We start from the raw sequence: 26,011 nt of genomic DNA on the forward strand, positions 1-26,011 counted from the left end.
AATAAGCAAACATTAGAAAAATACCCTGACGCAAAAATAAAAGGCTGAAAAATGAAAAAGCTCATACTCTCTGTACTCGCCTCTTCTTTACTGTGCTCGATGGCTTACGCCGCTGATTTAGCCCCGCTGAAATCGGATACTGAACCGGATCGCACAGACTGGACGCAGCTCAGCAGCAAATATGGTCCAATGCCGAAAGTCGACAGCAAACTTAAAATTGGCGGCGTATCGAAAACGCTGACCAATGAATACTGGCGTTCACTCGGCGAAGGTTACCAGAACGTCGGTAAAAAATATGGCTTCACCGTAGCTTATCAGGCTGCCGCCAATGAAGACGATCAACTGGGTCAGTTATCAATAGCGGAAACGCTTATCTCCCAGGGCTTTAACGGGCTGCTGGTATCACCTCAGACCGATATCAACCTTGAACCCGCTCTGGAAAGTGCCACCAGCAAAAAAATTCCCGTGGTCAATGTTAACGATGCGGTGATGCCAAATGCACCGTATTACGTCGGGAACGTGCAGAAAGATAACGGTGTGCGGGTGGCGAAATGGTTCATCGAACACCATCCGCAGGGCGGTAAAGTTGCAGTGATCGAGGGGCAGCCTGGCGTTTATGCCGCTGGCCAGCGAACCCGTGGTTTCAACGAGACGCTACAGGCCAACGGCAAGTTCAATATTGTTGCCAGCGTACCGGCGAACTGGAGTCGCGAACAGGCGTTTAATGCGGCCTCAACAATCTTGCAGCAGCATCCCGATCTGATTGGTTTTTACGCAAATAACGACACCATGGCGCTGGGTGTGGTGGAAGCGGTTCGTTCGCTGAATAAAGCCGGGCAGGTGGCTGTATTTGGTACCGATGGTATCTCAGATGCCTATGCCTCGATTAAACGCGGCGAACTGACGGGTACGGTGGACAGCTTCCCGGTACTGACCGGGGAAGTCGCAATGGAAGTTATGCTGCGCCTGATTGACGGGCAGAAAATTTCCCGCGTGGTCTCTACACCTCAGGCCTTGATCACCAAAGATAACGCAGATGCCTTCTCGACCAAAGATAACGACAAGCTGCGTCAGCTGCTGGCTCAACAGTAAGTCAGGCGGAGGGTGTATGGAACAGTATCGCTTAACGATGCGTGGGATAAGTAAGACATACGGTAACGCGGCGGCATTACAGGACGTGGACTTTTCGGTCAAACCTGGCGAGGTTCATGCCCTGATTGGTGAAAACGGCGCCGGAAAATCCACGCTGTTAAATATTCTTTCAGGTGTACGAGAGGCCGATAGCGGCGAGATTAGCGTGAACGGACAGACCGTTCAGATGAAGAATCCGCTCAGCGCCCGTCATGCCGGTATTGCCATGATTCATCAGGAATTACAGCATGTTCCGGAACTCTCCGTTGCGCAGAATATGTTTCTTGGCCGGCCGCTCACCAGGGCAAAAGGTTTATGGGTGGATAAACACGCTCAGTTGGAAAGAGCGAAGCTGATTCTCAAACAGCTGGATCCGACAATTGATCCCAATGAGCCGATCAAGAACCTGAAAGTCTCACAGCAGCAGATCGTGGAGATTGCTCGCGCCATGCTGGACGATGCAAAAATCATCGCCATGGACGAGCCGACATCCAGTCTGACGCCGAGAGAGTTTGACCGGCTGGCCGAACTGATTTCGGATCTGAAGTCTATGGGGGTATCGCTTATCTATGTTTCTCATAAGATGAACGAAATTTTCAGAGTCTGCGACCGGGCCACTATTATGCGTGATGGCAGGCAGGTTGGGGTGGTGAACATTTGTGATGAGGATGAAGAAAGCATTGTCTCAAAAATGGTCGGACGCAAGATTGAGAAACTTGAGCACAACTCATATGTGACCGACCGTGAAGTTCTTCGCGTTGAGAATCTCTCGCGTGGTGGCGCTGTGCGCGATGCCAGTTTCACCGTCCGTGCGGGTGAGGTGCTCGGTATTGCGGGTCTGGTCGGCGCCGGGCGTACGGAACTGATGAAACTGATTGCCGGTATTGATAAACGCAGCAGCGGTAACGTGTTTGTTAATGGCCAGGCGGTGCGTAATCACAACGTAAGTGCCGCGATTCGGGCAGGCATTGGCCTGGTCCCGGAGGACCGTAAGAAAGAGGGGATTATCAAAGAGCGTGCGGTGAAGATGAATATGGCACTGCCTTCGATGCGTAACTTCACCATTGCCGGGATGATCGGCAAAGTTAAGCTTAACCGGGTTGCGCATGAAGTCATGAGCGATTTGAAGCTACGACCACTGAACATTGATAAAACGATTGGCACATTAAGTGGCGGTAATCAGCAGAAAGTTATTATTGGACGCTGGGTTGCCGCAGATGCTCAGGTTTTTCTGTTTGACGAACCAACCCGAGGGATTGATATTGGGGCGAAATCAGAAATTTATAATCTGATAGAAAAACTGGCCCGTTCAGGCAAGGCAATTGTTGTTGTCTCTTCAGAGATGACAGAGATTATTCGTATTTCTGACCGAGTACTGGTTATGCGTGAAGGGAAGATTACTAAGGAACTGAAAGGTGACGCCATCACGGAAGATAATATTGCACGCTATGCCATTAAAGATGTCGAAGAGACCATTTGAATTTCTTACCTTTATTAATTTGAAAGGCCATAATCATGATTTCACAAAGTAATTCCCGGCCAGAAAAGCTTCGTGCACTGCCGTTTAAATTTAACCTTCGCGATGCCGGAACCTTAATTGGTTTGCTTATTATCATTATTACGTTTTCTTTTTTATCACCGGTGTTTTTCACTATTCCTAATTTGTTGAATATTTTACAGCAATCATCCATTAACGCATTAATTGCGCTCGGGATGACCCTGGTCATTATCTCCGGAGGTATCGATCTTTCGGTGGGGCCGGCTGCAGCATTATCAGCGGTTTTAGGGGCAACCATGATGGTTGCCGGAGTCCCCGTGCCGTTGGCCATTCTGGCAACGCTGGGAATTGGGGCTATCTGCGGTGTCTTTAGCGGTTCGCTGGTGGCCTATGCCGGATTGCAACCCTTCATTGTTACCCTCGGGGGGCTGTCGCTGTTCCGTGCTATCGCACTGATTTATACCGGCGGCAATCCGGTATTTGGTATCCCGACGGAATTCCGTAGCCTGATTAACAGTGAAATTTTTGGCATTCCAACGCCTATCGTTATTGTTGCCGTTATTGCTTTGGTACTGTGGACCGTCATGAATAAAACGCCGTTAGGAGAATATATTCTGGCTGTCGGCGGCAATGAAGAAGCGGCTCGCGTTGCCGGCGTGCCGGTGAAAAGAACCAAAGTCACGGTATTTGTTATCTCAGGAACCCTGGCCTCTCTGGCCTCACTGATCTTGATTGGTCGGTTAGGTGCTGCGGAACCAACGATTGGCAATCTGTGGGAACTGGATGCCATTGCCGCGGCGGCTATTGGCGGCGCGTCTCTGATGGGAGGGAAAGGTAGCGTAGTAGGTACAATTATCGGCGCCATCATTCTTGGTGCGCTACGCAATGGCCTGACGTTACTTAATATCCAGGCTTTTTACCAATTGCTTGCGACTGGTCTTATTATTATCATAGCGATGTTGATTGACAGAGCGACCAGAGGCAAGTAATGAAGCAGGATCCACGAGCCATTGGTGCTCAAATACGTATGCGACTACCCCAGCTGACACCTTTAGAGCGACGTGTGGTTGAGGCTATCATCGCCCGAACTGATATTACTGAGCAAACTTCTCTAAAAGAAATTGCCCACGAGAATAATGTTTCAGAGGCGATGATTGTCAAAATAGCCAAGAAGCTTAACTTTTCAGGTTTTAGAAATTTCAGAACTGGTTTGATTTATTATAACCAATCTGAGGTGGCAAGTTTACACGCGGAAATTGAGCCTGATGATTCATCGGAACAACTGTTGTCAAAAGTATTCAGAACATCAATTCAGGCTATTGAAGAGACGATGTCTATTCTGGATATTGCAGAGTTCGACCGCGCTGCGGATATTATATTCAAGGCTCGACATATTGACTTATATGCTGTCGGTGGTTCCGCCACGGTAGCACGTGACTTATCCCACAAGCTTTTAAAAATTGGTATTAAGTCGACGGTATATGATGACGCCCATATTATGTTGATGTCCGCTGCGGTGCTATCTGACGACGATGCTGTACTTGCAATCAGTCACTCTGGCGCAACGCGTGCCGTTAACGATCCGGTAAAACTGGCGGCACGCAATGGTGCCAAAGTGATTGCGATTACGAATTATGCCGAATCGCCTATTGCGCGTAACGCGCATGTGGTACTCAATTCAACTTCTCAGGGATCGCATTTGTTAGGGGAAAACGCCGCGTCACGCATTGCTCAGCTCAATATTCTGGATGCATTGTTTGTGGCCATTGCCAAGAAAGATCTGAAGCAGGCGGAGAAGAATTTGATGAAAACCCAGCATGCGGTTCAGGACCTGCGGGAATATTAACCATGAGTAAAATTGTTGTAGCGGGGAGCCTTCATTACGACATTATGCTGGATGCGCACCATCGTCCGGAAAAAGGTGAAACGGTAATGGGCTCGGGCTGCACTTACAAATTTGGCGGTAAAGGGGGCAATCAAGCCATATCCGCTGCTCGTGCGGGAGGGGACGTCATTTTTATTGGTGCGGTAGGGGCTGATGCGCAAGGGGCGTTTCTTCTGCAGACGCTTTGTGATGCCGGAGTCAATATCGGATCGGTCGCCACAATAGATGAGATCCCTTCCGGGATGAGCGTGGCGATTTCTGATGTCGATGGTGATTATGGTGCGGTTGTCGTCTCAAATGCGAATCAGCATATTCCTGCAAAACTCTTTCAACAGGGTGACATCTGGCAAGATGCCGGAATGCTGGTTCTCCAGAACGAAGTTCCGGAAACGATAAATCTGTATGCGGCCATCGAAGCCAGCAAGCGGGGGATTCCTGTCTGTATCAATGCGGCGCCGGCCAGAGAACTGAGCCCGCAGCTGGAAAGCTGCATCACGTTGCTGGTGGTTAATGCTATAGAGGCACGTGATATGTGTGGAGTGACGGTGAACGACCTTTCCTCAGCCCTGGAAGCTGCGGAATTATTGGCTAAACGTTTCTCTCAGGTTGTTGTCACAGCCGGCGAACATGGTGTCGCGTTTTGTGAAGCGGGCATTGCGGGCTCGACTTTAGCCGCCAGGCGGATAACGCTGGTGAGTACTCATGGCGCTGGTGATTGTTTTATGGGGGTTTTATGCACCAGCCTGATGCATGGAGAGGTGCTTAGCGATGCGGTATTTCGGGCGAATGAAGCTGCCGCCCGCCATGTCTCTCAGCCCCGGGCATAAAGAAGTATTCCGTCATCCAGAGCCTCAGTATGGCAAAATTAGCAGCTGATTTTTCTTCAGAAGAAGAATGAAAAGCAAAAAGCCCGCTTAAGTTTTCTTAAGCGGGCTTCTTAAATATGGCTCCTCTGACTGGACTCGAACCAGTGACATACGGATTAACAGTCCGCCGTTCTACCGACTGAACTACAGAGGAATCGTGTGAACGAGGCGCATACTACTGGCCTGGCATTTTTGTGTCAACACTAAAATTAACTCACTGATTCAAATGGCTAAATTTAAATCAACTCGTTGTTTTAGTGCACAAGATGCCCGTCGTCTGTATCCAGCTGGCCATTCTCACGTAATCTTTGTAAGGGATCCTGACGATAGAAATGGCAAAAACGCTGCCAAAGCGCCGGAAAGCGCGGAGCAAACAGCTCTGGTGCGCTAAAGAAATATTCAGATAACACGGCAAAACATTCGGCCGGGTCGGTCGCCGCATAGGCGTCAATGCTGGCGGCGCTCTCCCCAACCAGATCGATCTCATCCTGAATGTTATTCATCGCCGCGTGGAGGTCGTGCTCCCAGCCAGCGACTTCGCGCAACGGAATCAGCGGCACGCCGCTGGCGCGATCGCCATTGCGGGTATCCAGCTTATGTGCAACTTCGTGCACGATAAGGTTGAAACCAGATGCATCGAAAGAGTCCTGAATATCCAGCCAGTTCAGGATAATGGGCCCTTGTTGCCAGCTCTGGCCGGATTGGACGACCCGTTGACTGTGGACCAGACCAATATCGTCTTCCCATTCATCGTCAACCACAAATGGGGCAGGGTAGATTAGCACCTCGTGGAAGCCATCCAGCCACTCAATGCCAAGCTCAAGAACCGGCAAACAGAACAACATTGCAATGCGGGCGTTTTGCAGCGGAGTGAGTTCAAGCCCTTGCAGGGCAACCAGACGTTTTTGTTGCAGAAAGCGTGCCGCCATCTGCACCAGTTCCTGCTGTTCTTGTGCAGAAAGATTGGCTAAAACAGGAATGGCAAGCGCGTGTTCCCAGGGCATTTCTGCGTTGCCGGACTCTTCATCTACTTTCCAGGGCCATTTAAACATCATATTGCTCGCAAAGTCGTCACTTGAACATCATTAAAGAGACAGGAACTATTAAAGTGCCAAAGAACCTGGCATTATAGCAACCTCAGCGGAGAGATGCCGGAGCGGCTGAACGGACCGGTCTCGAAAACCGGAGTAGGGGCAACTCTACCGGGGGTTCAAATCCCCCTCTCTCCGCCACTATTCAAACACTTACGACAATTCCTTTCAACGACCCGCGTCACACACTTCTATTGTGTTGGTATAACCGAGCGTCGAATGTCCATCAATCATCATCCTCTGATTTCTCGTTGACGGGAAGAGCTCACCTCGATGATATCGGAATGCTTCCTGCGAGCGGAAGATTTCTGTCTTCATCACTATCGAGAAGAGAAGGGCGTTTACTGACGTTAATGGAAGACGCGGCGGGCAGAGCAGAAGTCGAATCTGAAAAACAAAGCCCGCACACGGCGGGCTTTAAAGCGTAAATCGTATCAGAACTGATAGGTAATACCGAGAGCAAACTGATCGTCTTCGGCGGCACCCGTGATGATGCTGTCTTTGTGATCGATCAGGTTAAATTTGTAAGCACTATAGACATTGAAATTTTTGTTGAAGTAGTACCAGGTACCCAGTTCGATATAATTCATAATTTCAGCATCCTTTCCGCCGTTTGTGCCGAGATCTTTGCCTTGAGCATAGACATAGCCGAGAGAAGGGCGCAGACCGAAATCAAACTGGTACTGAACGACGGCCTCGATATTTTGCGTTTTGTTGGCGAAAACGCCGTTGGCCATTGGCGTCATGTTATGCGATTCGGCATACATCACCGCCGTGTAAATGCTATTGGCGTCATACTTCGCGGCTAAACTCCAGACTTCTGCGTTTTCACCTTTACGGTCTGCCGTCTGCTCGTCGGTACGGTCTGAATTACTGTAGGCGGCGGCAAAACCAAATCCATCGATACTGTAATCGACCGATGTGCTATAGCCGTCACCGTTAGCTTTTAAACGATCGCGGTTATTATTTTTACCCTGGTATTGCAGCCCGATATTCAGGCCGTCAACCAGGCCGAAAAAGTCGCTGTTACGGTAGGTGGCGATCCCGTTGGTACGACCCGTCATAAAGTTGTCGGTCGCCACCAGGCCATCGCCACCCCATTCGACCAGCATATCGGTGTAACCCGCCGCGTCATAAACCAGGCCATAGTTACGACCATAATCAAATGAGCCGTAGTTGGCGAATTTTAAACCGGCAAACGCCAGACGCGTAGCGCTACCCTGTTCGCCTTCTGGTTTATCCGCTTTGATGTTGTACTCAAACCGGCCATAGCCAGTCAGGTCACTGTTAATCTGGGTTTCACCTTTGACGCCGAAACGGGCGTAAGTGGTATCCCTGGAGTTGTTGTCACTGTTGTTGCGATCGGTGTCGGTGAAAATATGTTCACCTACCATTTTGCCGTAGAAATCGAGCTTGTTTCCGTTCTTATTGTAGATTTCTGCCGCATTAACTGCTCCGGCCAATAGTAATGGCGGAACCAGAAGTGCCAGTGTTTTTCTTTTCATTATATATTCCCTTTTAATCATCATTAATATGAATGGAGATGAGTATTGCAGAAAACAATTTCATACTATCGGTAAGGTTCACTTTTATTTAAAATAAAAATGTAAATAAGTTATATCCAATATTACAAAATGTTTCTATTTGAATTTTTATATTAAAAAGTTATCATTTTGGAATGATGTATTTTTGTTGTTTATTGTTTTCAATAACAATATGTTAAGTGTTTTTGTTGATATATTTATGTCACTAATTTTATTTCTATGAATTATGGCTGTTGTTTGAATGATTTGGGTGGGTTATTTAACTCATCGATAATGCGCCAGGCTGAAATATGCGTTCGGATTGATGCAGGTTTTGACGATGGAAAAATATCCCTCAGGTATCTTGTTATTATTATCCGTCGCGGCTTTACGACGATGAACAATAAATCCTGAGATGCTGGCGCGAAAGCATCGCTATCTCGCGATGGTTAAACGCGGTTGTTCACGGGAGGAAGGTGCTGTTTCGTTATCTTTTTCACAGTATAATGTGACGCGCATCACTTTTTTTGGCCATGTGCTGCGGTTTCGTTGTCAGTTAAAGGAGAGGAGTTAATGGAGCAGAAAGCGAAACGAAGCCCGGGCGGGAAACTTGCCCTGTGGGTCTTTTATGCCTTTTGTGGTTACTTTCTGTGGGCAATGGCGCGCTACTGGTGGGTCGTTGGTAAAATTGAAAGTGTCCCCGGCGCGACAATTGACGGCGATCTGGGATCGACGTCAGGTAAGTGGCTTGGTGCTCTGCTCGGTTTTCTTGTGCTGAGCGTTGTCGGCGCCATCCTCGGGGCGATAGCCTGGTACACCCGCCCTGACTCCGGGATGCATGAACAACACGATTAAAGTTGCTATGCTCAACGCTGACCTTCTCTCAGAGGAACGTGTATGCAACAACTTGACTGGCAGCAACGCTTTGAAGCCTGGCTTGCGGGACATCTCACCGAGGGCGACTCGGCCCACGACATTTCGCACTTCCGGCGCGTGTGGGGAACCGCACAGCGGCTGGCTGAAGAGAGTCAAGTCGATCGTCTGGTCATTCTGACCGCCTGTTATTTTCATGACATTGTTAGCCTGCCGAAAAACCATCCCGAGCGCAGCCGCTCCTCGGTGATGGCGGCAGAAAAAACGCTGGCTATTCTCCAGTCGTCATTCCCGGACTTTCCGTGCGACCGCTATCCTGCCGTTTATCATGCGATTGAAGCGCACAGTTTCAGTGCCGGTATTTCCCCGCAAAGCGCAGAGGCGAAAATTGTCCAGGATGCCGATCGGCTGGAGGCACTCGGCGCAATTGGACTGGCCCGCGTCTTCGCGGTGTCCGGGGCACTGAACAACATCTTGTTTGATGCTGACGATCCCTTTGCTGACCGGCGTAAGCTGGATGACAAAAAATATGCGCTGGACCATTTCCAGTGCAAGCTGTTGCGTTTACCCGAGACGATGCAAACGGACAAAGGCAAAGAGATGGCGCTACACAATGCGCGCTTCCTCGTGCAATTTATGGCCAAGCTTAGCGCTGAGCTTCGCGGCGACCCGCAGTCGGTCGATGAGGCGGTTTTAAGGCGCTTTGAGCCACTGGCCTGAAACTGCCCGCATGATTTATGGTAATCTCTGCAAAATTGTTCGGGCTGGTTGAGGGTATGCCGCAAAATTTATCGAAGGAAAAGAGCCTGTTGTTGCCACCGGAACATGCCGGGGAAGAGGCTCAGGCGCTGCTGCGCCAGCTGATGGCAATATACGATGTGAAAACGCTGGTGGCATTTCTGCTGGCCGTTGGCGATCGTCACTGGAGCCCGGCTATATTAAAACGCGTGGCGACGGTTGAGCGGGCGGCTAACCGTATAACGGCCAAAGAGTATGCCCGTCTGGCAACGCTGCTGCCGCCACCGCCGGCCCACCATCCCCATTATGCTTTCCGGTTCGTCGATCTGTTTGCCGGAATCGGCGGGATCCGCAGCGGCTTTGAGGCGATCCGCGGACAGTGTGTTTTCACCAGTGAATGGAATAAGCATGCGGTGCGCACCTACAAAGCCAACTGGTATTGTGACCCGAATCAGCACCGCTTTAACGAAGATATTCGTGATATTACCCTCAGCCATCGCCCGGATGTGAGCGATGAACAAGCCGCGCAGCATATTCGCGATACGATTCCTCCGCACGATGTTCTGCTCGCGGGCTTTCCCTGCCAGCCTTTTTCGCTGGCCGGAGTATCGAAGAAAAATGCGCTGGGCCGGGCCCACGGTTTCGCGTGTGAAACCCAGGGAACGCTGTTCTTTGATGTGGTCAGAATTATCGCTGCCCGCAGGCCTGCCATCTTTGTACTGGAGAACGTTAAAAACCTGAAAAGCCATGATAAAGGACGGACATTCCGCATTATCATGCAGACGCTGGATGAGCTGGGTTATGAAGTCTCCGATGCCGACCACAGCGGCGCCGACGATCCGAAAGTGATCGATGGACGTCATTTCTTACCCCAGCACCGCGAACGTATTGTGCTGGTGGGCTTCCGTCGCGATCTCCAGCTGCACGACGGTTTTACCCTGCGCGATATCTCAAAATTTTACCCGACCGCGCGCCCGACCTTTGGCGATCTGCTGGAACCGACGGTGGATGCTAAATTTATTCTGACGCCAGTGCTGTGGAAGTATCTGTATCACTATGCGCGCAAGCATCAGGCGCTGGGCAACGGGTTTGGTTACGGCCTGGTTGATCCACGTAATCCTCAGAGCGTGGCGCGCACGCTATCCGCGCGCTATTACAAAGACGGTGCCGAGATTCTGGTCGATCGCGGCTGGGATCGCCCGCTGGGCGAACAACACTTCGACGATACGCAAAATCAGCTTCGTCGTCCGCGTCGGCTGACGCCGCGCGAATGCGCACGGTTGATGGGGTTTGAAAGTCCGCAGGGCTATCGCTTCCGCATTCCGGTTTCCGATACCCAGGCCTATCGCCAGTTCGGTAATTCAGTCGTGGTGCCGGTGTTTGCGGCCGTCGCGAAATTACTTGCGCCGCGAATCGAGCAGGCCGTGGCGCAGCGTGAATCCGAGGATCAAGACGGTGGACGTCCACGATAAAAACACGCGCAGTAAAAACATGCGGGCGATTGGCCAGCGCGATACGGCAATCGAAAAACGGCTCGCCGCGCTGCTCGCTCAGGGCGGATTTACGTTTACTGTTCAGGATGCGACTTTGCCGGGGCGTCCCGATTTTGTCGTGGCAGAGTACCGCTGCGTGATTTTTACCCACGGCTGTTTCTGGCATCACCATCGTTGCTATCTGTTTAAAGTGCCCGCGACGCGCACGGAATTCTGGTTGGATAAAATCGGCAAGAACGTCGCGCGCGATAGCCGCGATATCCTGCGGTTGCAGGAGCGAGGGTGGCGGGTGCTGATCGTCTGGGAATGTGCGCTGCGCGGGCGATTAAAGCTGAGCGATGAGGCGTTGAGTGAGCGCCTGGAAGAGTGGATCTGCGGCGGTGGTGACCGCGCGCAGATCGACACGCTGGGCATTGGTGAGCTACAGCTTACTTCTCCACCTCACAAGGCGTAACTTCAGCTCGGGCGGGGAACAGGTATTTCCCCAGCGTGACCAGCACAACGGCAAAAATAATTACCCCCAGCGCCAGCCATTCGATGGACGAGAGGCTCTCTCCGGCAAATCCGGTCCCCAGCAGGACCGCCACCACGGGATTCACGTAAGCGTAGCTGGTGGCGACGGCGGGGGTGACGTTACGAATTAAATACATGTAGGCGTTAATGGCGATAAGAGAGCCAAAAATCGCCAGATAGGCAACGGCAAAAATACTTGACCACGACGGCATTTGGCTCAGGGTTTCGCCGGTCGCCCAGGAGGCGACCGCCAGGACGACTCCCGCGGCGAGCATTTCAATCGCACCGGCCATCATGCCTGTCGGAAGCTCAATCCGGGAACCGTAAACGGAACCAAATGCCCAGCTCATGGAGCCGATAAGAATCAACAGCGCCCCCCACGGATTACCGCTCAGATTCCCGCCGCTGTTAAGCAGAATGATGCCCGCCAGACCGATGGCAATCCCCAGCCACTCAATCTTGCGGGTGGTGATACCAAAAAAACGGCTAAAGCAGAGCGTGAAGAGCGGCACAGTCGCCACCATGACCGCTGCAATGCCAGAAGGCACATGCTGGTGCTCGGCCAGGGTGACAAAACCGTTTCCGACGGCCAGCAGCAGGATGCCGATCAGTGCCGCATTGAGCAGAGGTCGGAGCGGCGGAAGCGAGTGACCGGTTGCCAGCAGATAAGCGAGCAGTAGCCCGCCGGCGGAGAGAAAGCGGATACCGGCCATCATCAACGGGGGCCAGCTGGCAACACCAATGGCAATGGCAAAATAGGTCGATCCCCAGATGATATAAAGCGCAAACAGGGCTCCGATAAGGGGCAGAAGCTGGCGGGTAGACATACGTCCTCACGACGGTACAGAGATAGAAAGGAGACATATAGTAAACGTGAAAACTACTGCGCTGGCGAGTGCTTTAATTGATCGATAATTGTTAAATTTATATTGACTCTGTGCACCTCTGGGCGAAAAAGCACTTTTACCTCATACTTATGCGGACATGGCCGCTAAGCGTTCAGGTTGCAGCCGGAGCGCCTGGGGATTAACCCTCAATAAATGAAGGAATACAATTTTGGCAGGAAGTAGTCTTTTAACGCTGTTGGATGATATCGCCACCTTGCTGGACGATATTTCCATGATGGGGAAACTGGCAGCGAAAAAAACGGCCGGCGTGCTGGGAGACGATCTCTCTCTTAATGCCCAGCAGGTCACGGGCGTTAGGGCCAATCGTGAGCTCCCCGTTGTCTGGGGCGTTGCAAAGGGATCGTTCGTCAATAAAGTGATTTTAGTGCCGTTGGCCTTACTGATCAGCGCGTTTATTCCCTGGGCGATTACGCCATTGCTGATGCTGGGCGGCGCATTCCTGTGCTATGAAGGCGTTGAGAAAGTGCTGCACAGCCTGCAGGCGCGCAAACACAAGGAAGATCCGCAGGCCCGTCAGCAGCGTCTGGAGGCGCTGGCGCAGCAAGATCCGCTGGCATTTGAACGTGATAAAGTGAAAGGGGCGATACGCACAGACTTTATTCTGTCCGCTGAAATCGTGGCCATTACGCTGGGTATCGTGGCCGATGCGCCGCTGCTCAATCAGATTCTGATTCTCTCCGGGATTGCGATCCTGGTGACCGTTGGCGTGTACGGCCTGGTCGGGATTATCGTGAAGCTGGATGATATGGGCTACTGGCTGGTGAAGAAGAGCAGCGCGCTGGCGCGCTGGGTCGGTAACGGGTTACTGGCGGTTGCGCCGCGCCTGATGAAGCTTCTCTCCATCGTCGGGACACTGGCGATGTTTCTGGTCGGCGGCGGCATTATCGTACACGGCATCGCGCCCCTTCATCATGCGGTTGAACATTGGGCAGGGGAGCAGTCCGCTCTCATCGCCTCACTGCTGCCGACCGGCGTCAACCTGGTGCTAGGCTTTATCGTCGGCGCGGTGGTGCTGGCTGGCGTGAAGGTTATCACCGGGTTTCGCGCTACGGCGGAGTAAAATCTGCCGCTGATTATGCAAAATCGCTCAGCTTCGTCTATGGTGAAACAGTTTCTCCCAGATGACGGACTAAAAAATGGTATTGTTGGTCAGTGATGAAGTGAGGCGAAAGAGCGGAGGGCCGCGCATGGTTGTGACGGGCTTCGCCAGCGGAATGGTTGAATGTCGTTGGTATGACGGTTATGTCGTTAAACGCGAGGCGTTCCGTGAAGATGAGTTAGTTCGTGGGGAAGGGCAGCGACAGAAGAGTGCCTGACTCCTGTAGCGCCCGGCAAAAGCCGGGCGCTTTGTCGTTATACTGCTTATTTAACCAACAGGGAGCGTTGATGACGTTTGTTGCTTTGATGGTACTGCGAGAGAACAATGGATAAACCACAGTGGGTAAGAAAACTTCGCCGTGTTTCTAGCCCGGGACATGTGGTTAATTATTGTTTTGTCGCAGTACTTTTTGTTTCTACGCTCCTGATCTGGCGCGAAGTGATGGTGTTGGAAGGGGCCTACGTTACCAACCAGCGCAACAATCTTGAAAACGTCGCCCATGAAATGGACAGTCTGCTGCTGTTCAACATCGACAGAATGGTGTTTTTCCGCAACGGGATGCAGTCGGCGCTTGAAACGCCGCTGGATTTTGAGATTTTGCGTCATGCAGAGCAGGAATACATGAGCAAACGCCATGAACCTATCTGGTCCGTGGCGTTACATAACCGGCGTACTCTCCCGGTGTATGGCGTCTCCGATGACTTTGTCGACAGTCAGAGCGCGCTCTCGCGTAACGATGCCCTGACCGGTAATGAGCTGATGGCGGTTCTGGAGCTGGGGTATCTCCTGCGTCTGGTCAACGATAATCGTGGCTTTAACGAACGCATGCTGTACATTTCGCGCAGCGGTTTTTTTACCAGCACCGAATTGCCAAAGAGCGCGGTACAGGCCCAGACGCTCTATACCCATGCGATCGCCGCCTCGTGGTTTATCCGGCAATCGCAGCGGAACAATCCCGATCGCGGGGTTATCTGGCAGACCGTTTTCGATGAGCGCGCGCAAAACGATGATTCGGTGGTGACGGCCTCTATTCCCCTTGATTTCCGACATGACTGGCTCGGCGTGCTGTCGATGGATTTTTCGGTGCGAGAGATGAAAGCGTTTCTGGTCAGCGCCATTCAGGGAGGCCAGGAGGGGGAATACCAGCTGTATGACAGTCGGTTGAACCTGATAGCTTCCTCAGCGTCGGGGAATGTATTGAGCCTGTTGTCTGCCCGTGAACGGGCAATGCTTAGCTACGCGTTTTTGCATGAAAACCAGGGGGGGATTCGCTTATTAACGCGCTATATCAGCTGGCAGAAATTAAACAACTTTGATGGCATGCTGCTGAGAATCCATACGCTCCAGGAAGGCGTGCGCGGTGCTTTCGGGACCATTACTATCGCGCTGACGCTGATGTGGCTACTCTTTACGCTGATGCTGCTCATCTCCTGGCAGGTGATTTTGCGGATGGTGCGCAACATGAGTGTTCTGCAAAAGTCGCTGGAGTGGCAGGCCTGGCATGACGCGTTAACCCGCCTGTTGAATCGCGGCGCCTTATTTGAAAGGGCGATTGCCACCACCAGAATGTGCGAGCGGACAGGTCGGCCGATCTCGGTGATCCAGCTCGATCTCGATTACTTTAAGAAGGTGAATGACCAGCATGGACACCAGGCGGGTGACCGCGTGCTGTCGCTGGTTGCCAGTACCATTGCCAGCAACATCCGTGAAGGCGATCTGGCTGGACGTGTCGGCGGTGAAGAGTTTTGTGTTGTGATGCCTGACACCACCTTACAGATGGCGACAGCCATCGCCGAACGTATCCGCATCCGCATTTATAGCCGTGAAATTCTCCTCTGTAACGACACCAGTTTGCGGATCAGTGCTTCACTGGGGGTGAGCAGCAGCGATGATTCTGCCGGGTTTAATTTTGAAAACCTGCAGTCAACGGCCGATCACCGGCTCTACCTCGCCAAACAAAATGGACGCAACCAGGTCTGCTTTGCCGATTTGCTGTAGTGCGTCGCTTTTGAGAAATGAGATTTATCTTAAAAAAACACCCGAGGTCAGTGAGCGATCGGGGGAAAAAGAACGCAATAAACCCTTGCGCCATCAGCATCCTGGGTGAGTGACAGAAAGTTCATCCCATTTCTCAATTATTTTCTTCATGAATAGCTCTTGTCATGCAAAATAATTGAGGATAATGTTTTCCCGCAACGGATATCCCGGTGTAACGAATTTTCAAGTGCTTCTTGCATTAGCAAGTTTCATCCCGACTCCTGCGAGTCGGGATTTTTTTCACCTGTACCTAGCGGTTGATCTCCGTGACGCTAAAGTCATGAATATCGAGTTCAAACGCTTCCGCTAGTTCGCACCAGGTGTGATAGTCGCGGCCATCAACGCTGACGTGATGCGGATCGTCCCGCGAACGCCGTATCTCGCTCTCGCTGATTTCATTAATCGCCGCCAGCAGGGCATCTACATCGACATTCACCCCGCGACTTCCCTCATATCCACTACCTTTGGCGGTTTTCATCATGGCTACCTCGCTTGGCTCAGATCGTGCCTGTTTAAGTATAGGCATAAAATCAGAGGATGGTCGGCGCAGCATCAGGGGCAGCCGCAATGGCGGATGGTCTATAAAAACGCCACTCACCGGGCAGGGCGCTGCACAGCGGGCAGTTTTGTTCTACACTGGCTCAAAAATAGAGGAGATAAGTTATGCAGGTGAACGATCGTGTCACGGTGAAGACCGACGGTGGCCCACGTCGATCGGGTGTAGTTCTGGCAATAGAGTCGTTTAGTGAAGGGACAATGTATCTGGTTTCGCTGGAAGACTACCCGCTGGGGATCTGGTTTTTTAACGAAGCAGGGCATCCGGACGGGATCTTTGTTGAGAGAGAAGATTAGTTCGTGAGGCATCTGAACTGGCGGAGAGCACCGCCAGTTTTGCCTGCGCATGGTTCAGCGCAGGTTAACGTGTATTCCGCTGGTAATGTTTTCCGCCAGGCGCACGATATGGTAAATCACCTGTTTATTGTGAGTCTGAATTTTCTTTTTAATATTTCCTTTATGCGACGAAACCGTCTTCGCCTTGATGTTCATTTGGCTTGAAATCTGCGCCGTACCATAGCCCGCCATCCACATCTGCAACATATTCGATTCGGTACGACTTAGCGAAAGTGTCGGTATATTGATGCGGGCGCTGCTGTAATTATCGTATTTAAGACGATTACCCAGAATTTCATCAAGGTCTTTTGGTGTCAGCGATTTGGAACTAATAAGTAAATTCTTGCGCACCAGCAGATAGTGATCAAAATGAATGTTAGCTAACGACATGAAGATAACAAATAACGTCCCAGGGTGCTGGTTAATGATATGCCGGATAAGCTGATTGCTGTCCGGATGATGAATAAAGCAATCTTCATTGATAAATACCACTGCCGGACGCATGAATTCACAGGCTTCTTTCAGGCATTCCGCAGAATGTACTTCACTAATGTCGCGCTTTTTTATTCCCCGGCTTGTCAGATACCCGGACAATCCCAGCCGGGTATAGCTACACAAATCCATGATAATCGTTGACATGACCCATCCTCAATCAACACGTAACGATAATTTATCCCTCGCCGACAAGTGCGATGAAATCCATTTAAGTGGGTAATAAAAACCCGGTTCAGCACAGGAACCATCAGAGAGTCTAAACTATTCCGTAATATTGCCCATAATTTGCCAGGAATACTCCCAAAGTAATGTGCGGTCCGGGTTATGTGAGGGAATTAAAAGCAAAATTGCCGCTTTCCCGGAGAGCGTAGGCCCCAAATAATAAATATTTTTAGGATTTTCCTTATGTTGATTGCGTAAATAGCCAGCACTTTGTCATCACTGCTTCATTATCGTTATTAATTAATAATGCGGCGGCATTTTTTCCCGAGGGCGACGGTGGCGTTTTGCGTAGGGTCATGTTGGCCAGTTTGACGCGGGTCAGCGGGAGGGGTGGCGGGCTTAACGCTTTAATGCCACAATACTTTTTTATCGGTTTGTGGGATGGATGATGAAAAAGTTAGTGATTGCCGGTGCGCTGTTGATGCTGGCGGGATGTGTCCAGGTTGATAATTACGATACCGTCGTCAAAGCGCCAGCGCCCGCCGGGTTAGAGGGATACTGGCAGTCAAAAGGCCCGCAGAGCGAAATGATGAGCCCGGACGCGATTGCCAGCCTGATTGTGACGAAAAATGGCGATACCCTCGATTGTCGCCAGTGGCAGCGCGTCATCGCCACGCCGGGTAAATTAATGCTGCGTGATGAGCAGGTCTATAACGTCACCTCCAGACTTGATGTGTATCCTGTTGAGCGTTCAGGTAACACGCTGCAATACGATCGCATGACCCTGACTCGCGTTGACCGCCTGACCGCCGAGTGCGAGCAGGCGTGGAAAAAAGCCGTGGCAGGGAAAAGCGTGAACTAATGCCGCTGCGGGCTGAGACGACGTTCAGCCCGCGTGCTTCCAACGACTACAGCACCTCCTCAATGACCCAAACGCTGACGCTTCCGCCGTTGCAGGTAAAGGTGGCGCAGCCTTCGTCGTCGGTTTCCACCACCTCTTGACGATTGCCCAGAAAATCCTTCCAGCGCTTATTGCCATAGTTGGCACCCAGCGTCAGCAGCTTCTCTCCCTCATCGCCGTTAGACAATACAACGACGCATCCCGGATCTTCATCGGTGCCGCTGCGGCTGAACGCAATACAGTTGGGATGATCGAACCACAGCGTCTGGACGCCGTGAGCAAAACGCTGGCGGGCGTCAATAAGTTCATGCAACTGTTCAATCACCGGCATCTCAATGGCATAGGTCTGGCCATCACCACCGGTATCTTCATAGCTGGCACCGAAGAGGTCGGCATAAAAAACCGAGGGAACGCCGTTTTCGCGCAGCAGAATGAGCGCATAGGCCAGCGGTTTGAACCACGGTTCGACGGGGGCCTCCAGCGCCTGCAAGGGCTGGGTGTCATGGTTGGTCACCAGCGTAACGGCATGAAACGGGTCGCTTTCAACCAGCGTGCCGCTAAAAATCTGGCTCATATCGTAGTCGCGCCCCTGGCGTGACGCCTCGTGAAACTTCATCTGCAAAGGGGCGTCAAACAGCATCGTTTTACCGTCGACGCGCTCGATATATTGCTGGAGCTTATCAACTTCATGCGACCAGTACTCAGCCACGATAAACAGCGGTTTTGTCGCCACTTCCTGGACATGGTCGATCCACGCTTTATAAAACCACGCGGGAATATGTTTAACCGCATCGAGACGGAAACCGTCGCAGCCGGTTTGCTCCATAACCCAGCGGGCCCAGTACTTCAGCTCTTCGGCGACCGCATGATTGCGGAAATCAATATTCTCGCCCATCAGGTAATCGAAATTACCCATTTCATCATCGACCTGATCGCTCCAGCCTTCGCCGGTATAATCGTTAACAATTTTAAAAACGCCGTCCTCGTCGGGATTCTCGATGTGATCGATGCCGCTGAAACATTTGTAGTCCCAGATAAACTGAGAATACTGCCCGCCCCGGACGGGGAAGGTGTAGCGTGTCCAGGCCTCGCATTCGATAATCTCTTCAGCGATTTGCGTCCGGTCCTGCTCATCGACGCGCTGCACGCGAATTTGCTCTTTCTCATCTGCGCCCATCTTGTGGTTGACCACCACGTCAAGCAGCACCGCGATATCGTGCTGGTGAAGGGCCGCAATGGCGGCAAGGAGCTGGGCTTTATCGCCATATTTCGTGGCAATCGAGCCTTTTTGGTCGAACTCACCGAGATCAAACAGATCGTAGCTGTCGTAGCCGACGGAGTAACCGCCGGACGCGCCTTTGTAAGCCGGCGGTAGCCAAATCATGTTAATGCCAATTTCATTCAGGTTCGGGGCCAGGGCTTCGACCTCGCGCCACAACTCGCCGCCGGCGGGGTAATACCAGTGAAAGCACTGTAGTAACGTGGGGTTTTTCATCTTCCATGCTCCAGACGTCATCAAGCTGACCTTTGCAGTATGAGATATCTCCAGCAAATCCGATGAATTTTGGTTCTCTTTTCGCTATGTCTTAAATCGCTGCGTATATAATGTTTCGGAATAAGATGTAGCGTATAGGTGTTGGTGAGCGAAACTAAACGCCTTACACTACTGGAAAATATCACTTATCAGGGGCATCTATGAAATTAGCACTTCTGGGTCGTCAGGCGCTGATGGGCGCGATGGCTGTAGTTTTAATGGCCGGCGTCAGCGCAAAATCGTTTGCTGCGGAAAATCTGCTGGGGCAGATTAAAGAGCGCGGGACGCTGCGCGTAGGCCTGGAAGGGACCTATCCGCCGTTCAGCTATCAGGGCGACGACGGTAAGCTGACCGGTTTCGAGGTTGATTTTGCTAATGAGCTGGCGAAACATCTGGGCGTGAAGGCCGATCTGAAACCGACCAAATGGGACGGCATGCTGGCTTCCCTCGACTCCAAACGTATTGACGTGGTGATTAACCAGGTCACCATTTCCGATCAGCGCAAGCAAAAATATGACTTCTCTACCCCCTATACGGTGTCGGGTATTCAGGCGCTGGTGAAAAAAGGCAACGAAGGCATTATCAAAACCGCGGCTGACCTGAAAGGCAAAAAAGTCGGCGTCGGTCTGGGCACCAACTACGAAGAGTGGCTGCGCCAGAACGTCCAGGGCGTAGATATTCGTACCTATGATGATGACCCGACTAAATACCAGGATCTGCGCGTGGGTCGTATTGACGCGATTCTGGTCGATCGCCTGGCGGCGCTGGATCTGGTGAAGAAAACCGGCAATACCCTGGCGGTGACCGGCGAAGCGTTCTCCCGCCAGGAGTCTGGCGTGGCGCTGCGTAAAGGCAACGAAGACCTGTTGAAAGCGGTTGATGGCGCTATTGCAGATATGCAGAAAGATGGCAGCCTGAAAGCGCTGTCGGAAAAATGGTTTGGCGCCGACGTGACGATGTAACGGCTGGCGGTGAAAAAAGGCGCTATTGATAGCGCCTTTTTTTATTTCGTACGCCAGTGTGTGCATAATAAAGATAACTCAGTCAGGAGGTACCATGTCACTGCAAAATTTAACGCGCTTCCCGCGCCTGGAATTGATTGGCGCGCCGACGCCGCTGGAATATCTACCGCGCTTGTCCGATCATCTGGGCCGCGAGATTTTTATTAAACGTGACGACGTGACCCCGCTGGCGATGGGCGGCAATAAGCTGCGTAAGCTGGAGTTCCTGGCGGCAGATGCGCTGCGTGAAGGCGCGGATACGTTAATCACCGCCGGCGCGATTCAGTCGAACCACGTTCGTCAAACGGCGGCGGTGGCCGCGAAACTGGGTCTGCACTGTGTGGCGCTGCTGGAAAACCCTATCGGCACTCGCGCCGAGAACTATTTGACCAACGGTAACCGCCTGCTGCTGGATCTGTTTAATACCCAGGTTGAGATGTGCGATGCGCTGACCCAACCCGATGTTCAGCTGGAAGAGCTGGCAACCCGCATTGAAGCGCAGGGCTATCGGCCCTACGTTATTCCGGTGGGGGGCTCCAATGCGCTTGGCGCGCTGGGCTATGTCGAAAGTGCCCTCGAAATCGCCCAGCAGTGCGAAGGCGCCGTCGAACTCTCTTCCGTGGTGGTCGCCTCCGGGAGCGCGGGTACCCATGCCGGGCTGGCCGTAGGACTGGAACAGCTGATGCCTGGCGCTGAGCTGATTGGCGTTACCGTATCACGCAAGGTGGCGGATCAGTTGCCGAAAGTCGTCGCGCTTCAGCAGGCGGTGGCGAACAGCCTGGAGCTCCAGGCCAATGCGGAGATTAAGCTGTGGGATGACTATTTTGCGCCGGGATATGGCACGCCGAACGACGAAGGAATGGAAGCCGTGAAGCTGCTGGCGCAGCTGGAAGGCATTCTGTTGGATCCGGTTTATACCGGCAAAGCGATGGCCGGGTTGATTGACGGCATTAATCAGAAGCGCTTTAAGGATGAAGGGCCGATTTTATTTATCCACACGGGTGGAGCGCCGGCGCTGTTTGCCTATCATCCCCATATCTAAAGCAGAACATACAGAATGCAAGAGAGTATCCAACTGGTTATCGATTCCGCGCCTTATCTGCTGAAAGGCGCGGTGTTTACGTTACAGCTGAGCATCGGCGGTATGTTCTTTGGCCTGGTGCTGGGCTTTATCCTCGCTTTGATGCGGATGTCGCCTCTGTGGCCGGTGAAATGGCTGGCGAGAATGTATATCTCCATCTTCCGCGGTACCCCGCTGATTGCCCAGCTGTTTATGATCTATTACGGTCTGCCGCAGTTTGGTATTGAGCTTGACCCGATCCCGGCGGCGATGATTGGTCTGTCGCTTAACACCGCGGCCTACGCGGCGGAAACGCTGCGTGCGGCGATTGCCTCGATTGACAAAGGGCAGTGGGAAGCGGCGGCCAGTATCGGTATGACGCCGTGGCAAACTCTGCGCCGGGCGATTTTGCCGCAGGCTGCGCGCGTGGCGCTGCCGCCGCTCTCCAACAGTTTTATCAGCCTGGTAAAAGATACCTCGCTGGCGGCCACCATTCAGGTTCCGGAACTGTTCCGTCAGGCGCAGCTGATCACCTCGCGCACCCTGGAGGTATTCACCATGTATCTGGCCGCATCGCTGATTTACTGGGTGATGGCGACGGTGCTGTCCTCATTGCAGAACTATTTTGAAAACCAGCTGAATCGCCAGGAGCGTGATCCAAAATGAGTGCCATTGAAGTCAAAAACCTGGTGAAAAAATTTCACGGTCAGACGGTACTGCACGGTATCGACCTCAATGTCCAGGAGGGGGAAGTGGTGGCGATCATCGGCCCCAGCGGGTCCGGTAAAACGACGCTGCTGCGCAGTATTAATCTGCTGGAACAGCCGGAAAGCGGGACCATCCGGGTGGGCGATGTGACCATTGATACCACGCGCAGTTTCAGCCAGCAAAAAGGGTTGATTCGCCGCCTGCGCCAGCATGTGGGGTTCGTGTTCCAGAGTTTCAACCTGTTCCCGCATCGTACGGTACTGGAAAACATCATTGAAGGGCCGGTTATCGTCAAGGGTGAGGATAAAAACGAATCCATTGTTCGCGCCCGGGAGCTGCTGGCGAAAGTGGGGCTGAGCGGTAAAGAAAACAGCTATCCTCGTCGTCTGTCCGGCGGTCAGCAGCAGCGTGTGGCCATCGCGCGTGCGCTGGCGATGCGCCCGGATGTGATTTTGTTTGATGAGCCGACGTCGGCTCTCGATCCTGAGCTGGTTGGCGAGGTGCTGAACACCATTCGCCAGCTGGCGCAGGAGAAGCGCACGATGGTCATCGTGACTCATGAAATGAGCTTTGCCCGCGATGTCGCGGACCGCGCGATTTTTATGGACCAGGGGCGTATCGTCGAACAGGGCGAAGCGAAAGCGCTGTTTTCCAACCCGCAGCAGCCGCGCACCCGCCAGTTCCTTGAAAAATTTCTGATGCAGTAATTTTTACCAGCTCGCGGCGGCCGTCCCCAGCGGCGAGGACGGCCGCGACCAGACCACCGGTGTTCCCGCCAGCTGTAACGGAAAGCGCAGACGTTCGCCCAGGCCGAAAGCTGACCACTCCAGCGCCGGCTGGAAATCGCCCCGTTGCGGTTCACGAAAAGAGAGGGGGCTGTCTGGCGTGGGATACTGCATTAAGCATGCCGCCACCCGAGCCAGCGACAGGCGCGCGCGATAACCCTCGCCGCAGGTCGCGCGGCGATAAAGACCTTTGAGTACCGCGGCAGCCATTAAGTAACCGGTAGCATGATCCAGGGCCTGAACCGGCAGAGGCACCGGTTTATCCGCCTGCCGCCACCGTTGACCGGCTGCGGCAATCCCGCAGGCCATCTGCACCAGACTGTCAAAACCGCGGCGGTTGCGCCATGGACCGCTCCATCCCCAGGCATTCAGCGACACATCGACCAGCCCTGGTCTGAGTCGAGCCCGCGTCTCACTATCTAATCCCAGGGTGTCCAGCGCATCGGCACGGTAGCCGTGTACGATAACATCAGCCTGACAGAGCAAATCTATTAAACGTTGCTTATCGATCGCTGTTTTAATATTCAGTCGTGCGCAGCGCTTGCCGAGCGTGATTTCCTCGGCGAGCGTCGGCTCACACCAGTCTGGCGGATCGATCCGCAGCACCTGCGCTCCGAGGCCGGCGAGCAGACGGGTGGCCACCGGTCCGGCAATAATCCGCGTCAGATCGAGTACCCGAATGCCGAGCAGCGGTCTGCTGCGAGCCAAACGCCAGTCGACGGGGGATCCTGGCGGTAAAGGTGTTTCGATGAGCAGCGGTTCCTGACTGACCGCCACGCCCTGCGGGTGCGCCTGCCATTGTCGGGCGCTGCGCATTGCCGCCGCACAACCGCCTGCTTCGACGACCGCTTCTTCAAGCGCTTCAGCCTGCCACAGGCGAACCGCTGATGCCAGAGAAGCCCGGGAGTCGTGTTCACCTAAAACACGTGCCATAGCCCGGCGGTGGTGGGCTGCGTTGGTATGCAAACGGATCCAGCCTTCCTGAGTCGGGTAGTCGCCGGCCAGGGGATCCCACAGCGACTGGGGCGGCCGGTTTACAGGATACAGGCTATGATTAAACCAGTAAGAAGCGAGGCGCCGGTCGACCCGGAGCGGCGAGGGATTACCTGAGAGTTGTGCCAGCTGAGCGCCGGCGACGGCGATAGACGCTGAGGCAAAATCGGTGACGGCAAAGCAGGAATGCAGCGCCCCCGCCTGGGTAAATTCGACTTCCGGGGCCGGGTGGGAACTAAAGGCCTGCCATAGCCGGGAATATATCGTGTTTAGCGATAAAGGATCCGACATACTTTTCTCCTGTAACGGGTGAGGAGCGCCAGTCATGGTCTAATAAGTGCGATGCATACGATATTTTATACATATAAATAAGATTTATGTGTTAGTTTTCTGTATTTCTAATAATGATTATTACTCAGGAGTTATTTGGTCGGTTATGAGGGACATTGATTTTTTCAGCTGGCGGCGGGAAATGCTGCAACAATTTCAGTCAATCACCACGGGAGGGGAAGTTTATAATCTCCTGCAACAACAAACGGAAGGGCTGGAATATGACTATTTTGCGCTTTGCGTACGCCACCCCGTGCCTTTTACCCGGCCCAGGATTACGCTGCAATCGACCTACCCGCAGGCGTGGATGACACACTACCAGGCTGAGAATTATTTTGCTATCGATCCGGTATTGCGTCCCGAAAACTTTCTCCGTGGCCATCTGCCGTGGGATGACAGACTCTTTCGTGATACGCCGGAATTGTGGGATGGTGCACGAGATCATGGGCTGAACAAGGGGGTTACCCAGTGTCTGACCTTGCCTAATCATGCTCAGGGATTTCTGTCCGTTTCCGGCCGCAGCCGTAGCGCAGGGCCGTTTCATGAAGACGAGCAGGAGATGCGCTTAAGAACGCTGACCGAGCTGAGCCTGCTGACGTTACTGCGGCTGGAAGATGCGATGGTCATGCCGCCGGAAATGAAGTTTAGTCGCCGTGAACTGGAAATATTGAAATGGACGGCGGAGGGAAAAACATCGGCTGAAGTGGCGATTATTCTCTCTATCTCAGAAAATACCGTTAATTTCCATCAAAAAAATATGCAACGAAAATTCAATGCGCCAAATAAAACGCAAATCGCCTGTTACGCGGTGGCGACCGGTTTAATTTGAGCAGGTAGGGTGTTCTGCGTGTCAGACGTGGGGACCGGCTGTGCTGAACTCACAGCCGGTTGACTGTTACTGGCGGTAAGCTTGTTTAATTTGCTTAACGGTGCTGGAGAATACGGCAGCCTGAGCCTCATCTTCCATCTGCGTGATCTGTTTTTCCATTTTAATAATCACCCGACCCGCATCCGCCTGGCCCATTGCCTGGAGCATCAGCGTCAGCAGCGTTTTCAGGCAGGTCACTTCCTGCGCCAGTTCTTGATTATTTTCTGCAGTGGAAAAATCTGGAGTGCTCATCGATATCCTCGTTTGCTATCGGCGCTTTTGCGCAATACTAAATGTTAAGGCGGCGCAGTATACCACAAGCGACGGGAAAAAAAGGAGCGCGTAATTTGTGTTCTCTCATCAGAGGTGTAGGTGCATTAATTGCCTGAATAATACGTACTCTGCACGCGCGTCGCAGGTTAATTTTGCGCTGGTGTGTTTTCATCGTTAATTATTGTTACATATTTTGTTTCCTATTTAGCAATGCGCTATCGCGGCGCCATGCCGGTGTTTTTGTAGGGCAAATGTTAAAAATGAAGCGTAATACAACTTACTGTTATCTATAAGTTTCCACTTACTGTGCAGACAAATTGACATATCCAGAGAAGAAACTTTCCGTAGGGCATTT

The 26,011-nt window shown here is 52.5% G+C and carries 27 protein-coding genes and 2 tRNA genes; 20 read left to right on the forward strand and 9 right to left on the reverse strand.

The features are described from left to right. Positions 1-51: 51 nt before the first annotated feature. The 5 genes from AC007G_RS10595 to AC007G_RS10615 are packed head-to-tail and all read left to right on the forward strand — an operon-like array spanning position 52 to position 5,341. Positions 52-1,092 carry a sugar ABC transporter substrate-binding protein gene (locus tag AC007G_RS10595; RefSeq protein ID WP_032695317.1) on the forward strand — a complete coding sequence of 347 codons (1,041 nt, stop codon included), beginning with the start codon at positions 52-54 and terminating at the stop codon, positions 1,090-1,092. A gap of 16 nt (positions 1,093-1,108) precedes the next feature. Further along, positions 1,109-2,611, forward strand: coding sequence for a sugar ABC transporter ATP-binding protein (locus AC007G_RS10600; protein WP_032695316.1), 1,503 nt, complete (start codon positions 1,109-1,111; stop codon positions 2,609-2,611). A gap of 35 nt (positions 2,612-2,646) precedes the next feature. Continuing rightward, complete coding sequence (locus tag AC007G_RS10605; RefSeq protein ID WP_032686872.1) at positions 2,647-3,618, forward strand: ABC transporter permease; 972 nt, start codon at positions 2,647-2,649, stop codon at positions 3,616-3,618. Next, entirely contained in the window at positions 3,618-4,475 is an 858-nt protein-coding gene (locus AC007G_RS10610; RefSeq protein ID WP_032686873.1) for a MurR/RpiR family transcriptional regulator, read from the forward strand. Before AC007G_RS10605 ends, AC007G_RS10610 begins: the two co-directional genes overlap by 1 nt. Before the next feature lie 2 nt (positions 4,476-4,477). Beyond that, positions 4,478-5,341, forward strand: a complete 864-nt coding sequence (locus AC007G_RS10615) for a ribokinase (RefSeq protein ID WP_047665259.1) — start codon at positions 4,478-4,480, stop codon at positions 5,339-5,341. A gap of 117 nt (positions 5,342-5,458) precedes the next feature. Here the strand turns inward: AC007G_RS10615 and AC007G_RS10620 are convergent. Further along, positions 5,459-5,534, reverse strand: a tRNA-Asn gene (locus AC007G_RS10620). Positions 5,535-5,634: 100 nt separating this feature from the next. Beyond that, positions 5,635-6,435 (reverse strand): DgsA anti-repressor MtfA, encoded by an 801-nt coding sequence (gene mtfA / locus AC007G_RS10625; RefSeq protein ID WP_163920771.1) that lies wholly within the window; start codon positions 6,433-6,435, stop codon positions 5,635-5,637. 87 nt (positions 6,436-6,522) lie between these two features. On the opposite strand from mtfA, the gene AC007G_RS10630 reads away from it, so the two are divergent. Further along, a tRNA-Ser gene (locus AC007G_RS10630) sits at positions 6,523-6,612 on the forward strand. A gap of 293 nt (positions 6,613-6,905) precedes the next feature. Here the strand turns inward: AC007G_RS10630 and AC007G_RS10635 are convergent. After that, entirely contained in the window at positions 6,906-7,976 is a 1,071-nt protein-coding gene (locus AC007G_RS10635; protein WP_142630807.1) for a porin, read from the reverse strand. Positions 7,977-8,567: 591 nt separating this feature from the next. On the opposite strand from AC007G_RS10635, the gene drpB reads away from it, so the two are divergent. From drpB to AC007G_RS10655, 4 genes are read left to right on the forward strand one after another with little or no spacing between them, the layout of a single operon-like run. Then, complete coding sequence (drpB, locus tag AC007G_RS10640; protein ID WP_142630806.1) at positions 8,568-8,849, forward strand: cell division protein DrpB; 282 nt, start codon at positions 8,568-8,570, stop codon at positions 8,847-8,849. A gap of 42 nt (positions 8,850-8,891) precedes the next feature. Further along, positions 8,892-9,587: a phosphohydrolase gene (locus AC007G_RS10645; protein WP_064356907.1), complete on the forward strand. Its 696-nt coding sequence runs from the start codon at positions 8,892-8,894 to the stop codon at positions 9,585-9,587. Between the two features lie 56 nt (positions 9,588-9,643). Further along, positions 9,644-11,077, forward strand: a complete 1,434-nt coding sequence (locus AC007G_RS10650; protein WP_032699358.1) for a DNA cytosine methyltransferase — start codon at positions 9,644-9,646, stop codon at positions 11,075-11,077. Between the two features lie 19 nt (positions 11,078-11,096). Next, positions 11,097-11,552 (forward strand): very short patch repair endonuclease, encoded by a 456-nt coding sequence (locus tag AC007G_RS10655; RefSeq protein WP_046852264.1) that lies wholly within the window; start codon positions 11,097-11,099, stop codon positions 11,550-11,552. Here AC007G_RS10655 and yedA read toward each other — a convergent pair. Continuing rightward, positions 11,527-12,438: a drug/metabolite exporter YedA gene (gene yedA, locus AC007G_RS10660; protein ID WP_015583985.1), complete on the reverse strand. Its 912-nt coding sequence runs from the start codon at positions 12,436-12,438 to the stop codon at positions 11,527-11,529. The genes AC007G_RS10655 and yedA overlap by 26 nt on opposite strands. A gap of 229 nt (positions 12,439-12,667) precedes the next feature. Here yedA and AC007G_RS10665 point away from each other — a divergent pair, with 229 nt between their 5' ends. The 3 genes from AC007G_RS10665 (at position 12,668) to dgcQ (ending at position 15,616) form a co-directional block, all read left to right on the forward strand. Next, positions 12,668-13,579, forward strand: a complete 912-nt coding sequence (locus AC007G_RS10665; protein WP_032686879.1) for a DUF808 domain-containing protein — start codon at positions 12,668-12,670, stop codon at positions 13,577-13,579. Between the two features lie 76 nt (positions 13,580-13,655). Next, positions 13,656-13,835 (forward strand): YodC family protein, encoded by a 180-nt coding sequence (locus AC007G_RS10670; RefSeq protein ID WP_015583987.1) that lies wholly within the window; start codon positions 13,656-13,658, stop codon positions 13,833-13,835. A gap of 107 nt (positions 13,836-13,942) precedes the next feature. Beyond that, on the forward strand, positions 13,943-15,616 hold the full coding sequence (gene dgcQ / locus AC007G_RS10675; protein ID WP_142630805.1) for a cellulose biosynthesis regulator diguanylate cyclase DgcQ: 1,674 nt from the start codon (positions 13,943-13,945) through the stop codon (positions 15,614-15,616). A gap of 289 nt (positions 15,617-15,905) precedes the next feature. Here the strand turns inward: dgcQ and yodD are convergent, their stop codons facing one another. Continuing rightward, a complete protein-coding gene (gene yodD, locus AC007G_RS10680; RefSeq protein ID WP_032686881.1) occupies positions 15,906-16,133 on the reverse strand; it encodes a YodD family peroxide/acid resistance protein in 228 nt (75 codons plus the stop codon). A 185-nt stretch (positions 16,134-16,318) separates the two neighbouring features. Here yodD and dsrB point away from each other — a divergent pair, with 185 nt between their 5' ends. Then, positions 16,319-16,507 (forward strand): protein DsrB, encoded by a 189-nt coding sequence (gene dsrB / locus AC007G_RS10685; protein ID WP_004864183.1) that lies wholly within the window; start codon positions 16,319-16,321, stop codon positions 16,505-16,507. Positions 16,508-16,561: 54 nt separating this feature from the next. Here dsrB and rcsA read toward each other — a convergent pair whose 3' ends face one another. After that, positions 16,562-17,185: a transcriptional regulator RcsA gene (gene rcsA, locus AC007G_RS10690; RefSeq protein ID WP_032686882.1), complete on the reverse strand. Its 624-nt coding sequence runs from the start codon at positions 17,183-17,185 to the stop codon at positions 16,562-16,564. Between the two features lie 463 nt (positions 17,186-17,648). On the opposite strand from rcsA, the gene yedD reads away from it, so the two are divergent. Next, complete coding sequence (gene yedD / locus AC007G_RS10695; RefSeq protein WP_163920680.1) at positions 17,649-18,065, forward strand: lipoprotein YedD; 417 nt, start codon at positions 17,649-17,651, stop codon at positions 18,063-18,065. A gap of 46 nt (positions 18,066-18,111) precedes the next feature. Here yedD and amyA read toward each other — a convergent pair whose 3' ends face one another. Then, positions 18,112-19,599: an alpha-amylase gene (amyA, locus tag AC007G_RS10700; RefSeq protein ID WP_032686884.1), complete on the reverse strand. Its 1,488-nt coding sequence runs from the start codon at positions 19,597-19,599 to the stop codon at positions 18,112-18,114. A gap of 200 nt (positions 19,600-19,799) precedes the next feature. Between amyA and tcyJ the strand changes: the two genes are divergently transcribed. From tcyJ to tcyN, 4 genes are all read left to right on the forward strand, one after another. Beyond that, positions 19,800-20,600, forward strand: a complete 801-nt coding sequence (gene tcyJ / locus AC007G_RS10705; RefSeq protein ID WP_004864171.1) for a cystine ABC transporter substrate-binding protein — start codon at positions 19,800-19,802, stop codon at positions 20,598-20,600. Between the two features lie 94 nt (positions 20,601-20,694). Further along, positions 20,695-21,681, forward strand: coding sequence for a D-cysteine desulfhydrase (gene dcyD / locus AC007G_RS10710; RefSeq protein ID WP_004864169.1), 987 nt, complete (start codon positions 20,695-20,697; stop codon positions 21,679-21,681). Positions 21,682-21,696: 15 nt separating this feature from the next. Next, entirely contained in the window at positions 21,697-22,365 is a 669-nt protein-coding gene (gene tcyL, locus AC007G_RS10715; protein ID WP_004864166.1) for a cystine ABC transporter permease, read from the forward strand. Next, complete coding sequence (gene tcyN, locus AC007G_RS10720; RefSeq protein WP_142630804.1) at positions 22,362-23,114, forward strand: L-cystine ABC transporter ATP-binding protein TcyN; 753 nt, start codon at positions 22,362-22,364, stop codon at positions 23,112-23,114. Before tcyL ends, tcyN begins: the two co-directional genes overlap by 4 nt. A 3-nt stretch (positions 23,115-23,117) precedes the next feature. Here the strand turns inward: tcyN and AC007G_RS10725 are convergent, their stop codons facing one another. Next, entirely contained in the window at positions 23,118-24,476 is a 1,359-nt protein-coding gene (locus tag AC007G_RS10725) for a CoA transferase (RefSeq protein WP_142630803.1), read from the reverse strand. 145 nt (positions 24,477-24,621) lie between these two features. On the opposite strand from AC007G_RS10725, the gene sdiA reads away from it, so the two are divergent. After that, a complete protein-coding gene (sdiA, locus tag AC007G_RS10730; RefSeq protein WP_032686892.1) occupies positions 24,622-25,344 on the forward strand; it encodes a quorum-sensing transcriptional regulator SdiA in 723 nt (240 codons plus the stop codon). Between the two features lie 66 nt (positions 25,345-25,410). Here the strand turns inward: sdiA and AC007G_RS10735 are convergent, their stop codons facing one another. Further along, positions 25,411-25,635, reverse strand: a complete 225-nt coding sequence (locus tag AC007G_RS10735; RefSeq protein ID WP_004864152.1) for a DUF2594 family protein — start codon at positions 25,633-25,635, stop codon at positions 25,411-25,413. Positions 25,636-26,011: the final 376 nt, after the last annotated feature.

The organism is Klebsiella sp. CSG-1, assembly GCF_056521145.1.

Excerpts from the sequence above, each read along its gene's own strand:
- AC007G_RS10595 (WP_032695317.1), top strand. The coding sequence starts at position 52 with ATGAAAAAGCTCATACTCTCTGTACTCGCCTCTTCTTTACTGTGCTCG.
- AC007G_RS10600 (WP_032695316.1), top strand. The coding sequence starts at position 1,109 with ATGGAACAGTATCGCTTAACGATGCGTGGGATAAGTAAGACATACGGT.
- AC007G_RS10605 (WP_032686872.1), top strand. The coding sequence starts at position 2,647 with ATGATTTCACAAAGTAATTCCCGGCCAGAAAAGCTTCGTGCACTGCCG.
- AC007G_RS10610 (WP_032686873.1), top strand. The coding sequence starts at position 3,618 with ATGAAGCAGGATCCACGAGCCATTGGTGCTCAAATACGTATGCGACTA.
- AC007G_RS10615 (WP_047665259.1), top strand. The coding sequence starts at position 4,478 with ATGAGTAAAATTGTTGTAGCGGGGAGCCTTCATTACGACATTATGCTG.
- mtfA (WP_163920771.1), bottom strand. The coding sequence starts at position 6,435 with ATGATGTTTAAATGGCCCTGGAAAGTAGATGAAGAGTCCGGCAACGCA.
- AC007G_RS10635 (WP_142630807.1), bottom strand. The coding sequence starts at position 7,976 with ATGAAAAGAAAAACACTGGCACTTCTGGTTCCGCCATTACTATTGGCC.
- drpB (WP_142630806.1), top strand. The coding sequence starts at position 8,568 with ATGGAGCAGAAAGCGAAACGAAGCCCGGGCGGGAAACTTGCCCTGTGG.
- AC007G_RS10645 (WP_064356907.1), top strand. The coding sequence starts at position 8,892 with ATGCAACAACTTGACTGGCAGCAACGCTTTGAAGCCTGGCTTGCGGGA.
- AC007G_RS10650 (WP_032699358.1), top strand. The coding sequence starts at position 9,644 with ATGCCGCAAAATTTATCGAAGGAAAAGAGCCTGTTGTTGCCACCGGAA.
- AC007G_RS10655 (WP_046852264.1), top strand. The coding sequence starts at position 11,097 with ATGCGGGCGATTGGCCAGCGCGATACGGCAATCGAAAAACGGCTCGCC.
- yedA (WP_015583985.1), bottom strand. The coding sequence starts at position 12,438 with ATGTCTACCCGCCAGCTTCTGCCCCTTATCGGAGCCCTGTTTGCGCTT.
- AC007G_RS10670 (WP_015583987.1), top strand. The coding sequence starts at position 13,656 with ATGGTATTGTTGGTCAGTGATGAAGTGAGGCGAAAGAGCGGAGGGCCG.
- dgcQ (WP_142630805.1), top strand. The coding sequence starts at position 13,943 with ATGGATAAACCACAGTGGGTAAGAAAACTTCGCCGTGTTTCTAGCCCG.
- yodD (WP_032686881.1), bottom strand. The coding sequence starts at position 16,133 with ATGAAAACCGCCAAAGGTAGTGGATATGAGGGAAGTCGCGGGGTGAAT.
- dsrB (WP_004864183.1), top strand. The coding sequence starts at position 16,319 with ATGCAGGTGAACGATCGTGTCACGGTGAAGACCGACGGTGGCCCACGT.
- rcsA (WP_032686882.1), bottom strand. The coding sequence starts at position 17,185 with ATGTCAACGATTATCATGGATTTGTGTAGCTATACCCGGCTGGGATTG.
- yedD (WP_163920680.1), top strand. The coding sequence starts at position 17,649 with ATGATGAAAAAGTTAGTGATTGCCGGTGCGCTGTTGATGCTGGCGGGA.
- amyA (WP_032686884.1), bottom strand. The coding sequence starts at position 19,599 with ATGAAAAACCCCACGTTACTACAGTGCTTTCACTGGTATTACCCCGCC.
- tcyJ (WP_004864171.1), top strand. The coding sequence starts at position 19,800 with ATGAAATTAGCACTTCTGGGTCGTCAGGCGCTGATGGGCGCGATGGCT.
- dcyD (WP_004864169.1), top strand. The coding sequence starts at position 20,695 with ATGTCACTGCAAAATTTAACGCGCTTCCCGCGCCTGGAATTGATTGGC.
- tcyL (WP_004864166.1), top strand. The coding sequence starts at position 21,697 with ATGCAAGAGAGTATCCAACTGGTTATCGATTCCGCGCCTTATCTGCTG.
- tcyN (WP_142630804.1), top strand. The coding sequence starts at position 22,362 with ATGAGTGCCATTGAAGTCAAAAACCTGGTGAAAAAATTTCACGGTCAG.
- AC007G_RS10725 (WP_142630803.1), bottom strand. The coding sequence starts at position 24,476 with ATGTCGGATCCTTTATCGCTAAACACGATATATTCCCGGCTATGGCAG.
- sdiA (WP_032686892.1), top strand. The coding sequence starts at position 24,622 with ATGAGGGACATTGATTTTTTCAGCTGGCGGCGGGAAATGCTGCAACAA.
- AC007G_RS10735 (WP_004864152.1), bottom strand. The coding sequence starts at position 25,635 with ATGAGCACTCCAGATTTTTCCACTGCAGAAAATAATCAAGAACTGGCG.